At 72.7% G+C, this 12,233-nt stretch carries 7 protein-coding genes; 5 read left to right on the plus strand and 2 right to left on the minus strand.

Annotated features, from left to right (window positions below; all coding sequences use genetic code 11):
- Positions 1-57 precede the first annotated feature (57 nt).
- From EHO50_RS12145 to EHO50_RS12165, 5 genes are all read left to right on the plus strand, one after another.
- The gene (locus tag EHO50_RS12145) at positions 58-1,887 is read left to right on the plus strand and encodes a fatty acyl-AMP ligase (RefSeq protein ID WP_128429907.1); all 1,830 of its coding nucleotides are present in this window, start codon (positions 58-60) and stop codon (positions 1,885-1,887) included.
- Positions 1,884-5,978 (plus strand): type I polyketide synthase, encoded by a 4,095-nt coding sequence (locus EHO50_RS12150; protein ID WP_128429908.1) that lies wholly within the window; start codon positions 1,884-1,886, stop codon positions 5,976-5,978. Before EHO50_RS12145 ends, EHO50_RS12150 begins: the two co-directional genes overlap by 4 nt.
- Positions 5,979-5,999: 21 nt before the next feature.
- Positions 6,000-6,944: an alpha/beta hydrolase gene (locus EHO50_RS12155; protein ID WP_128429909.1), complete on the plus strand. Its 945-nt coding sequence runs from the start codon at positions 6,000-6,002 to the stop codon at positions 6,942-6,944.
- 122 nt (positions 6,945-7,066) lie between these two features.
- Complete coding sequence (locus EHO50_RS12160) at positions 7,067-8,287, plus strand: PucR family transcriptional regulator (RefSeq protein WP_128429910.1); 1,221 nt, start codon at positions 7,067-7,069, stop codon at positions 8,285-8,287.
- 136 nt (positions 8,288-8,423) lie between these two features.
- Positions 8,424-9,065 (plus strand): cutinase family protein, encoded by a 642-nt coding sequence (locus EHO50_RS12165; RefSeq protein ID WP_128429911.1) that lies wholly within the window; start codon positions 8,424-8,426, stop codon positions 9,063-9,065.
- Between the two features lie 64 nt (positions 9,066-9,129).
- Here EHO50_RS12165 and EHO50_RS12170 read toward each other — a convergent pair whose 3' ends face one another.
- Positions 9,130-10,851, minus strand: a complete 1,722-nt coding sequence (locus tag EHO50_RS12170) for a hypothetical protein (protein WP_181449602.1) — start codon at positions 10,849-10,851, stop codon at positions 9,130-9,132.
- A gap of 226 nt (positions 10,852-11,077) precedes the next feature.
- Positions 11,078-12,202: a PP2C family protein-serine/threonine phosphatase gene (locus EHO50_RS12175; protein ID WP_164904821.1), complete on the minus strand. Its 1,125-nt coding sequence runs from the start codon at positions 12,200-12,202 to the stop codon at positions 11,078-11,080.
- Positions 12,203-12,233: the final 31 nt, after the last annotated feature.

Genomic DNA, 12,233 nt, shown 5'->3' on the forward strand with positions numbered 1-12,233 from the left:
CCATCCGAGCCCTCAACAGGCCTCCCGCCGATCCCGCGACGTCAGGAGCCACACCAGATGGACAGCCGCCGCCCCCCACTCGCGCCCGCGTGCCGGACCCTGCCCCAGTACGTACGTCACTGGGCCGAAACCACCCCCGACCGCCGGGCGTTCACCTTCGTCGAGTACCCGGCACCGCACTCACGCGGCGTCCACCGCACCCTGACCTGGCGACGCCTGGACCTGCGCGTGCGCGCCCTCGCCGCCCGCCTCGCCGAGCAGGCCGAACCGGGCGCGCGTGTCGCGTTGCTGTGTCCGCAGGGCACGGAGTACGTCACCGGGTTCCTGGCGGCGCTCACCGCCGGGCTGGTCGCCGTACCGCTGTATCCGCCCGGCCTGCCCGGGCACTCGGACCGGCTCTCGGGTGTCCTGGCCGACGCACGTCCGGCGGCCGTCGTGACGACGAGTCGCGTACGGCAGGAGGTGCGGGATCTCTGTGAGCGGGCGGTGAACGGCGCCGACAAGCCGATGCGGATCGTCTGTGCCGACGAGGTGCCTGACGACGACGCCCAGGGGTGGCGGCCGGTCGACGCGGATGCCGGGGCGATCGCCTATCTCCAGTACACCTCCGGTTCGACGCGTGCACCGGCGGGCGTGGAGATCACCCACGCCAACGTCGTCGCCAACGCCCGGCAGGCGCTGACCGCCTACGGCGCCGACGCCCATCCGGTGACCTGCGTGGGCTGGTTGCCGCTCTACCACGACATGGGGCTGGTGCTCAGCGTCGCCGCACCCGTGGTGCGCGGTGTGCTGTCGGTGCTGATGGACCCGGCCGCCTTCCTGAACGAGCCCGTGCGCTGGCTCCGGCTGCTCGGCGCGCACCCGCGAACCGTGAGCGCAGCGCCCAACTTCGCCTACGACTACTGCGTCGGCGCCGTCACCGACGACCAGAAGACGGATCTGCGTCTCGACAGTGTCACCGCGCTGATCAACGGCAGCGAGCCGGTCCGCCCGGGCACGGCCGACCGCTTCCACGCCACCTTCGCCGACCGGGGCCTGCCCGCCACGGCCCACTGTCCCTCGTACGGGCTCGCCGAGGCCACCGTCTTCGTCAGTGCCGCCCGGCCCGGTGAGCCGCTCGGCCGGTTCGCTCTCGACCGGGACGCCCTGGCTTCCGGGAAGGCCCTGCCCGCACGGCCCGACGACCCCAGGGCCGTGCTGCTGGCGGGCTGCGGCACCCCGGCCGGCCAGCGGGTCCGGATCGCCGACCCCGTCACCCGTGCCGTCCTGTCCGAGGGGGAGGTCGGGGAGATCTGGGTGCAGGGGCCCAACGTCGGCCGCGGTTACTGGAATCGGGAGGAGGAGAGCGAGCGGGTCTTCGGGGCGGAGTTCGCCGGCGGCTCGGACGCGCCGGGTGGGCGGTGGCTGCGTACCGGCGACCTGGGCGCGGTGCTGGACGGGCAGTTGATCGTCACCGGGCGGCTGAAGGACCTCGTCATCGTCGACGGTCGCAACCACTACCCGCAGGACCTGGAGGCCACGGCCCAGGAAGCGCATCCGGCTGTGCGCCGCGACCGTCTCGCCGCCTTCGCCGTGCCCGGTGCCGCGGGTGAGCGGGCGGTCGTGGTGGCCGAGCACGTACGGACCGTGTCCCTGGCCGAGCTCGATGTGCGGGCCGTGGTGCGGGCCGTGCGCGGCGCCGTCTCCGCGCGGCACGGGCTGCGGCTCGCCGACGTCGTGCTCGTGCCGCCGGGCACGGTGGCGCGGACCTCCAGTGGGAAGGTGTCGCGGGCTCTGACGCGGGCGCGATACGTGGAGGGTGCGTACACGCAGGGCGGCGACGCGAAGGCGGGCGGCACGCCACCAACCGACACCGCAGCGGGTGCCACGTCGAGGGCCGCACGATGAGGCGCGTCGACGCGGCGGCGCTGCGTCGGCTGATCGCCGAGCGGGTGGCTTCCTGGCACGGCACGGCGCCCGAGGACGTCCCGATGGACCAGCAGCTCGCGGACCTCGGCATGTCCTCGCGGGACGCGGTCGCCCTGGCCGGGGAGTTGTCCCGCGCCACGGGCTGCGAACTGCCGCCGACCTTGCTGTGGGAGGCGCCGACCGGGGAGGCGCTGGTGGCGCGGCTGTGCGGTACGGCCCCGGGGCCCGCGCCGCTCGTCATGGCGCCCGGATCGCCCGCCGAGCCCGTCGCGGTCATCGGCGTCGGCTGCCGGCTGCCCGGCGGGGTGCACGGGCCCGGCGACTACTGGCGGCTGCTGTGCGAGGGCGTGGACGCGATCCGGCGCGTGCCCGAGGACCGCTGGCGGGACTTCACCGCCTTCCCGCCCGCAGATGCGCATCCCTACGGCGGTTACCTGGACGACATCGCCGGGTTCGACGCGGACTTCTTCCGCATCACCCCGCGCGAGGCCGCCGTGATGGACCCCCAGCAGCGGATCCTGCTGGAGGTCGTCCACGAGGCGCTCGACCACGCCGCCGTTCCGGCCGCGTCCCTGGCGGGGACCGCCACCGGCGTCTTCGTCGGGGTCTCCGCCCCGGAGTACGGACAGCTCACGGGCGCGGATCCGGCCGCCGTCGACCCGTGGGCGCCCGCCGGTGCGGCCCTGAGCGTCACCGCGGGGCGGCTGGCGTACGTCCTGGACACGCGCGGGCCTTGTCTGGCTGTGGACACCGCCTGCTCGTCCTCGCTGGTCGCGGTGCACCACGCCTGCGTCAGCCTGCGGGCGGGTGAGAGCGACACGGCGATCGCCGCCGGGGTCAATCTGCTGCTGTCGCCCGCCGTCACGGTCGCCTTCCGGAGGGCGGGCGCCCTCGCACCGGACGGCCGGTGCAAGCCGTTCTCGGCGGCGGCCGACGGCATCGGGCGCGGCGAGGGCTGTGCGGCCGTGGTCCTCAAGCGGCTGTCCCACGCCGAGCGCGACGGCGACCGGGTGCTGGCCGTGATCCGTACGACGGCCGTCAACTCCGACGGCCGGTCGAACGGTCTCATGGCCCCCAACCCGGCAGCCCAGCGCGCCCTGTTGGAGACGGCCTACGCGCGGGCCGGGCTCAACCCGGCGCACGTCGACCATGTCGAGGCGCACGGTACCGGCACCCCGCTGGGCGACCCGATCGAGGCGGGCGCACTCGGCGCGGTCCTCGCGCCCGGCCGCGACCCCGATCAGCCGCTGCTGCTGGGCTCGGTCAAGGGCAACCTCGGTCACCTGGAGTCCGCCGCCGGAGTGGCCGGCCTGGTGAAGACCGTGCTCGCCCTGCACCACGACCTCATCCCGCCCTCCCTGCACAGCGCGGACGGCAGCGCCCTGCGCGACGACCGGCTGCGCGTCGTGAATGAGCCCGAACCGTGGCCCCGCTACGGCGGCACCGCCACCGCCGGAGTCTCCGGTTTCGGTTTCGGCGGCACCAACGCCCATGTCGTGCTGGAGGAATGGCGACCCGTCAGCCCGCCCTCTCCCTCTGCTGACGAGCCCGCCGCCCGTCTGCACCTCTTCTCCGGCGCCGACATCGAGCGGGTCCGCGACACCGCGGGCCGGCTCGCCGCATGGCTTCGAACGCCCGAGGGGAGCGTCGCGCACCCCGCCGACGTGGCGCGCACACTCGCCGGGCGCACCGGCCGCGGACCCGTACGTGCCGCGGTCGTGGCGCGTGACCGTGACGAACTCGCCATCGCCCTGGACGAGTTGGCAGCCGGCCGCCCGGACGGGCGGATCGCGACCGGTGACCGGGACCTTGTGGGCCCCGGCACGGTGTGGGTCTTCTCCGGGTACGGCACCCAGTGGCCCGGCATGGCACGCCGGCTGCTCGCCGAGGAACCCGCGTTCGCCGCCGCCGTGGAGAAGCTCGACCCGCAGCTCGCCGGGGAGTGCGGCGGCGTGTCACTGTACGACCACCTGGCGTCCGGTACCGGCCTGGACCGCCTGGAGACCGCCCAGCCCCTGCTGTTCGGCTTGCAGTTGGCACTCGCCGAACTGTGGCGCTCGTACGGTGTCGAGCCCACGGCCGTGATCGGCCACTCCATGGGCGAGGTGGCGGCAAGTGTGTGCGCGGGTGCCCTGGATGTGACCGACGGGGCGCGGGTCATCGCCGTACGCGCTCGCTTGCTGAGCGGGCTGCGGGGCGGTGCGATGGCCGTCGTCGACCTGGACGACTCCGAACTCGACCACCTGGAACGGGACTTCCCCGGGGTCCATGTCGCCGTTCACTCCTCGCCGCGGCAGAAGGTCGTGGCAGGAGCTGAGGCAGCGGTGGAGCGTCTGGTGAGCCGTCTCCAACAGGAGGGCCGAGGCGTCCGGGCGATGCGGGTCGTGGGCGCCGGGCACTCCCCGCAGGTCGACGCGCTGCTGCCGGAGCTGACCGATGCGCTGGCCGGTGTGCGGGGGCGCCGGGCGCGCGTCCCCGTGTACTCCACCGTCCTCGACGACCCCCGCGGCGAGAGCGCGTTCGACGCCGACCACTGGGCCGCCAACCTGCGACGGCCCGTACACCTGGACCGGGCCGTCGCGGCAGCGGCCGCCGACGGACACACCGCGTTCGTCGAGATCTCGCCCCATCCGGTGCTCACGGGCGCCCTCACCGCCACGGTGCCCGGCGCGCTCGCGCTGGCCACGCTGCGCCGTGACGCGGACGGATCGGCGGCGTTCGCCGGGCAGTTGGGCGCCCTGTACGCGGCGGGGCAGCGGCTGCCGCTGCCACCCGGCCGGGTCATCGACCTGCCCGGTCCGCGCTGGCGGCATGTGCGCCACTGGTGGACGGACGGGAGGGCGGGGGCGGTGAGCGGGCCGGTGGTGTCGCGGCCGGCGGGTGAGCCGGCGTCGGTCGAACGGCACACGGGCGGCGACTCGGGCACGGCGGAACGTGGCGGTAGCCACGCGCAGGTCGGCGCGGCCTCGCCCGTGGACGGGTACGACACTCACGCGAACCTGGCGGAGCACTCCCCGCTACTGGCCCGCCTGATGCATCACATCGCCGCCGTGACCGGCCACCCGTCGACCCGTATCACCCCCACCGCCGCGCTCTCCGACCTCGGCCTGGACTCCCTCATGGCGGTCCGTGTCCGTACGGCCGTCGAGCGTGAGTTCGGCGTCGAACTGCCCCTGCGAGACCTGCTCGGTGCCGTCACCGTCGCCGAGGCGGCTGTCCGTGTCGAGCAGGCCCTCCCCCAGTCGGCCGGTGGCGTGTCCCCTCGTCCCTTGCGCGCCACCGGCTCCCGGCCCCCGCTGTTCCTCGTGCACGCGGCCGGCGGTCCGACCACCGTGTATCAGGCGCTCACCGAAGGGCTGGGCGCCGAGCAGCCGGTGTTCGGGCTCGACCGGATCGACGAGGCCCGCACGGTGGCGGACAAGGCGCGCCGCTACGCCGAGGCGATCAGTGCCGCACACCCCGACGGGCCCGTGCTGCTGGGCGGTTGGTCCTTCGGCGGCTTCGTCGCCCAGGAGACCGCACGGCAGCTGGCCGCCGCCGGACGGGACGTGCCGCTGGTGGTGCTCATCGACTCGGTACGGCCCCTTCCCCGGCCTGAGTTGACGCCGGCCGACCGGCTCCGGGCCCACTTCGAGGGGTTCGCGGGGCACGTCGCCGAAACCTACGGTGTGCGGCTGGAGTTGCCGTACGACGACCTGGTGGCGATGGACGACGACAGGGACCGTGTCGACGCCGTGCTCCGGGCCGTGCGGGAGGCCGTCGACGTGCCGCGCGCCGCGTTGGAGCACCAGCGCGCCTCCTACCTCGACCTGAGGATCGGCGAGGCGCACCGGCCGGGACGGTACGACGGCCGAGTACTGCTCTACCGCGCCACCGAGCCGGCGCCGCACACGGTGCGCGACCCGGCGTACGAGCGCGACGACGAGGCGCTGGGCTGGGACGAGGTGTGCCCGGGTCTGGAGGTCGTACGGGTGACCGGACACCATCTGGCGCTGCTCGACCCGCCGTACGTCGACGAGATCGCCGCCCATCTGAACCGGGCGCTCGCCGAGCGCACCCTCTCCCCCTGAATTGGAATCCGAGGAGCCGCCATGCCCGACCGCACCATCGGAGTGTCCCGGCGCACTGTCGCCAAGGCGGCGACCGCCGCCGGTCTGGCCGCTGTGTTCGGCACCACGACCGGCACCGGTCGCGCCCGGGCTGCGACCCGGCTGGGACCCCGCACCTTCGAGCTGTCCGTGTCCTCCGCCGCCCTGGGCCGCAACGCACCGGTGCGGCTGATCCTGCCGTCGGGCTTCGACACGGAGCCGGCGCGGACCTATCCGGTCCTGTATCTGCTGCACGGCGCCCACGACGACCACACGTCCTGGACCCGGGAGACGGACATCGAGGCCTTCACCGAGGGCCGCGACCTGATCGTGGCGATGCCCGACGCCGGCCCGACGGGCATTCCCAGCGTCTGGCGTGACGGCTCCGACTACGAGACCTTCCAGGTGAAGGAGGTTCCCGCGCTGCTCGCCGGCGACTACCGGGCCTCCGGCGTGCGGGCCGTCGCCGGTGTCTCGACCGGAGGGTACGGGGCGATGGCGCACGCGGCCCGGCATCCGGGCGTGTTCGCCGCCGCGGCCTCCTACAGCGGTGTCCTGGACACCACCGCGCCCGGAGTGCCCCCCATCGTGGACGCGATCGTGGCCCGGGAGAAACTGCCGGCCGCCTCCCTGTGGGGGCATCCGATCCTGAACCTCCTGACCTGGCGGGACTTCAATCCCCGCACACGAGCCGAAGGGCTGCGCGGTACCGCCCTGTACGTCTCGCAGGGCAGTGGTCTGTTCGGGGGCGGCGGCGATCCGCTGCCCGAGGCGCTGGAGAGCGCGCTGTGGCCCTCGGCGCACAGCTTCACCGACGCGCTGGCCCGTCTCGGCATCCCGGTGGGCCGTCATTTCTACGCGGGAGGAGGACACAACTGGGCTTATTGGAAAAGAGAGTTCACCGCGTCGTGGCCGATGCTCGCCCGCGCCCTGGGCGTACCGGAGTGATGTCGGTGCCGTGGGGGCACGGAACGGACCGGAGGGGGCATCCGTCCGACCAAGGACGCCCCACTCGCCCCACGGGCAACACCGCGCGGGCGAGCAGATTCCGGGCGAAAGGAGTCTCCGCGATGGCGTTCCCCACCCCGCACGACCTGACGAACGGTTCCGGGGCCACGCCGGTACCGGCTGAGCTGGCCGAGCTGCTGCGTGCCCAACTCGCCGCCGTCGCCGATGAGGTGGAGGCGGAGGTCCGCCGTCAGGTTCCCGAGTACGCGCAGCCGCCCGACGGCCCGTACGGCAGGAACCTGCGGGACGGGGTGGTGCAGGCGCTGACCCTGTTCGTGGACCACATCGCCGATCCGCGCGACGACGGGGAAGCGATCGCCGCGACGTACTACGCCCTGGGGCGTGGTGTGGCCCAGGAGGGCCGGAGCCTGGACGTGCTGCAGTGCGCACTGCGCGTGGGCGGGATGCACGCCTGGCGCTGCATGGGGCGCACAGCGGAGACCCTCGGGCTGGACTCGACGGTCGTGGCCGCGCTGGGCGAGCTGGCGTTCCAGACGGTGCACGAGGTCGCGGAGGCGGCCGCGGCCGGGTTCGCGGAGGGGCAGCTGCGCAGCTCGGACGAGCTGGAGCGGCGCCGCCGGCGACTGCTCGACCTGCTGCTGGGCGAGGGCCCGGTGGTCCCGGAAGCGGTGCAGAAGCTGGCGCACAGCGCACGGTGGACGGTGCCGCGGCAGGTCGCCGTCGTCGCGCTCGCGGCCGCCCCCGACCGGCGCGAGGAGAACCGGCCGCTGGCCTCGGCGGGGGCGCTGGTGGACATGGAGTCGCGGCCGCCCCGCATGCTGGTGCCCGATCCCGACGGCTCGGGGCGGTGGGCCGGCCGCAGTTTCGCGCTCGCCCTGCGGGGACGTCCGGCCGCGATCGGCCCGACGGTGCCGCTCACCGAGGCCGCGCAGTCGTTGCGCTGGGCCGCCCGCGCGCTGGGGCTGATGGGGCGCGGAGTCCTGCCCCGGCAGGACGTGGTGCGCTGCGCCGACCATCTGTCGACGCTGCTGCTGCACGCCGACGAACCGCTGCTCGGCCGGCTGCGGACCAGCGCCCTCACCCCGCTCGACGCGGTGTCGGCGGGGCAGCGCCCCCGGCTCGCCGAGACGCTGCTGGCCTGGCTGCTCAGCGGCAGCAACGTCCCGGACGTCGCCGCCCGGCTGCACATCCATCCGCAGACGGTCCGCTACCGGCTGCGCCAGCTGGAGAAGCTGTTCGGCGACGCCCTGCACGATCCGGACACCCGCCTCGAACTGATCCTGGCGCTGCGCGCGGAATCCATGCACAACCGGCAGGACTGATTTCCCGTACTCATCCGGCGACAAAAAATCGCGGCACTTCCATAATCCCGTCCATAACACCTGGCCAAGTACAGCGAATACGTTCGGGCAGTCCTTTTTCGCAGGCGCATCCCGCGCCCCCATCGCGGAGGATCCCATGCGTATCCGTTTGTTCTCGGCCGCGCTCTCGCTGCTCGGCGGAGCCGGAATCGTCACCCTCTCGACGCCCACGGCCTCGGCCGCGGCCTGCACGGACATCGACGTCGTCGCGGCCCGCGGCACGTTCGAACCGGGCACGCTCGGCTTCATCGTCGGCGACCCCGTGTATTCCGCCCTGCAGAAGAAAATCACCGGAAAATCCCTCTCCAGCTACAAGGTGAACTACCCCGCGGATCTTTCCCTGACGTCGGCCGCACAGGGCAACGCGGATCTGGTGAATCATGTCAATCAGCAGGCCGCCGCCTGTCCGAACCAGCGTTTCGTCCTCGTCGGCTATTCGCAGGGTGCGAACGTCGTCGACAACTCCATCGGTATCAGCAGCGAGGGCGCGGTGGTCGGCTCCCCCATCGTGGCGGCCCTGCCGACCGCGGTCGAACCGAAGGTCGCCGCGGTGCTGCTGTTCGGCAACCCCATCCGGGCCCTCGGCAAGAGCGTCACCGGTACCTACCAGAGCCGCACGATCGACTTCTGCGCCAAGGGCGACCCCATCTGTGAGAACGGCGGGACCGACGTGGGGGCCCACCTCGGCTACACGGCCGACGCGGACGCGGCGGCCACGTTCGCCGCGGGCAAGGTCTGAGCCGTAGGCCATCGCCCGTGCCAAGGGCCCGGGAGGATTCCTCCCGGGCCCTTTCCCTGTACGGCTACTGCGGGGTCCTGGCGAACCGTGCGAGGTTGGTGGAGACGGGTTCGGGCCGCCCGTTGTTCTGCACGGGCGCGGCGGTCAGCACATCGAGGTGCTGGTAGCCGTCGGCGATCAGCGGGTGCAGGTCGGCCGGGACACGGCCCGTGAGAAGTCCGTCGCCCGCGAGGACCGTGAGGGTGGGGTTGGCGGTGAGCCCGTCCGGATGCACGACGAGCCTCTTCACCTGCGGCGAGGTCGCCAGCTGGAGGTCGGTGACCAGCTTGGTGGGGAAGTACTGCTCGGTGAAGTCCAGCGGCTGCTCCGCGAGACTGCGGGCCAGCTCCTGGATGTCGGTGACCTCCTTGCCGGCGGCGGTGAAGGGCGTGCCGTCGGCCGACCGGTACCCGGGGTCGTCGGGGTCGCCGACACGGTCGTAATTGCGCCATGTGTAGAGCGGCCCGTGCGGCCGGTCCGGGATCGCCTTGTAGTCGGTGCCGTACAGGCCGGGCTGCTGCGCGCTTCCGTTGGCGACGGGGAAGTTCTTGTCGGCGACCGGACCGCCGTCGAGGAATCCGACGCTGCTCTGCAAAAACGCCAGCGGTACGGAGTTGTCGTCGAGCAGCGCGCCGAGCACTGCGGCGTTGGTGAGCCGGAAGTCCTTCACGCCGGGTGAGCCGGTGAGGAAGGCGGCGGTGTCCTTGGAGAAGAGGAAGCGGTTGGTGGCCTCGATGTTTAGGTTGGAGGGCAGGTAGCGGGGCAGGTCGGCCTCGGCTGCGGGGGCGTTCAGGGCGCCGAGGCCTGCGATGGCGAGCAGTGTCATGGTCTCGGGGTTGAGCAGCACCGGCGCGGACAGCGAGCGCGGCAGCGCCCCGCTGTCGAGGCCGGCCTGCACGACGCCATGACCGAGCCCGACATCGGGGAGGTCGGTGTCGTCCGGGATGCTGCCGCTGAGGTCGGCCAGCGAGGTGGAGACGGTGGTGTCGAGAGCGAAGTGGCCGGCGCACTGGTTGTGTCCGGCGTCGGTCGCGGTGGCCGCGTTCCCGTCGAAGTCGGCGGTGGCGAAGTACCCGGTGATGACGCCGCCCAGCGAGTGACCGCCGCACAGCACCTTCCGCTTCCGCAGCCCCTGGTCGGGCAGTTCGGCGGCGAGGAGGTCGTACTGGTCGCGGACGGTCTGTTCGATGCCGAGCCGCGCCATCCACCCCAGCTTCTCGTTGCCGGCGAAGCCGTCGAAGGTCCGGCCGTCGACCTGCTTGCCGCGGTAGTAGTAGTCGACGGCCGTGTGCTGGTCGCCGGAGGCGATGCCGGTGCGGTCCTCCAGGCAGTTGGAGCGCCGGTCCAGGGCCCAGAACTCGATGTGCAGGCCCTGCGCGGCGGCGGCCGCCACGGTGTTGCGGGCGACGCTGTCGAACGCCCCGGCCCCCTCCAGGATGCCCGGCTGGGCGACGAGGATCCGGTCCGCGTCGGCCGCGGCGTCCGGCCCGTCGGCAGCGCGGTAGCGCAGGTACGACAGCCAGTCGCACGCGGCCGGACGAGGGCCGGCCGACTCCGGCAACGGCACCTTCACCCGCACCGCCGACTCGAGCACCCCGGCGACCGGAGACGTCGACGACACCGGAATCTCCGTCCGCGCACCGGCCGCCCGGGTTCCGGGGGCTGCCGCGGTGAGCGTCCCCACGGTCAACAGCACCGCCAGCGCGGCGCTGCGCCATGTCCTTCTGCTGCTGCGAATCATGTCCATGGCACGGACGCTAGGGACTCGGTCGAGCCGACCTCAGGGAGTGCTGACAGGAACACAGGTTTCCGGCGCCGCCTTGTCACCGCCGCACAGAGCGTGCCGACGAATGCGACATTCCGTGGATGCACACGACAGGCTCGCCGGTCCCGGTCCCAGTCCCGGTCCCGGTCCCGGTCCCAGTCCCGGTCTCGACGGAGCCCATGGCGTGCACCAGGCCGCCGAACGGCCCTCAGCCTCGATTCTCTGTCGACGCCTCCGCGATCCTGCGCGTCGAGCACCTCAGCGCGAGGGCGGCGATGTCGTCGTCGAGCCTTCCGCCGCTGTGCTGGAGCAGATCCCGGTGCAGCTGGTCGAGCAGCTCGCGGGGCTGCTCCTGGCCCTGCCGTCGCATCCAGTCCGACAGCGGGAAGAACTGTCCTGCGTGATCCCGGGTCTCCGATACTCCGTCCGTGTAGAGCAGCAACTGGTCACCCGGGACGAAGGCGACCATGTCGACCCAGTAGCGGTCACCGATGAGCGCCGCCAGGTTGAGGGGCGGGGAGGGGACGGCGGGCTCCAGGACCCGGACCTTCCCGCAATGCGCGATCAGCGGCGGGGGATGCCCGCAATTGAGAAGTCGTACGTGGCCGCCGCCGTACGGGATCTCGGCGAGGAGAACGGTGGCGAAGTGCTCGGGCTGGTCCGGGACGGGAAACGCCGCGCTGTGGCGCGTGACGGTGGTCTCCAGGCGGTGGATGATGCCCCGCAGGTCGGGTTCGTCGTACGCGGCCTCCCTGAAGCAGCCGATCACCGCCGAGGCCGCCCCCACCGCGGACAGACCCTTGCCTCGTACGTCCCCTATGAGCAGCCGGACCCCGTACGGTGTCCCGATCGCCTCATAGAAGTCGCCGCCGATCCGAGCCTGTTCCTGGGCCGCCAGATACAGCGACTCGATGTCGATGTCCTCGATGCGGCGCGGCAGTGGGCGCAGCAGCACCTTCTGGGCCGCGTCGGCGACGAGCCGGACCTGGAAGAGTATCTCCTCTCGCTGATGTCGGACATGACTCGCGTATGCGGCCGCCAAGGTGACCGCGACGATCGCGGCCGAGGTGTACTGCGTCCCCAGGTCGGTGTAGAAGAAACTGAGGACGATCATGATCAGCAGGCAGAACGCCCCCAGCAGGATCGTGGGGAGCACGGGCCACATCGCGGCGGCGAGGGCGGGTGCGGCAGGCAGAAGGCGGCTGACCGCGATCTCCCTGGGTGTGGAGAACGCCAGACCGGCGATGAGAACGGTCAGGACCACGGGTGACAGCCGGGCAGCTTCCCATCGGCCGCTGTAGGCGGCGCGACGGCGCCACAGCCGTGCAGACATGATCACAAAATGCATCATATCGGCCTAAGCG

Source organism: Streptomyces cyaneus, from assembly GCF_004028635.1.
Lineage (GTDB): Bacteria > Actinomycetota > Actinomycetes > Streptomycetales > Streptomycetaceae > Streptomyces > Streptomyces cyaneus.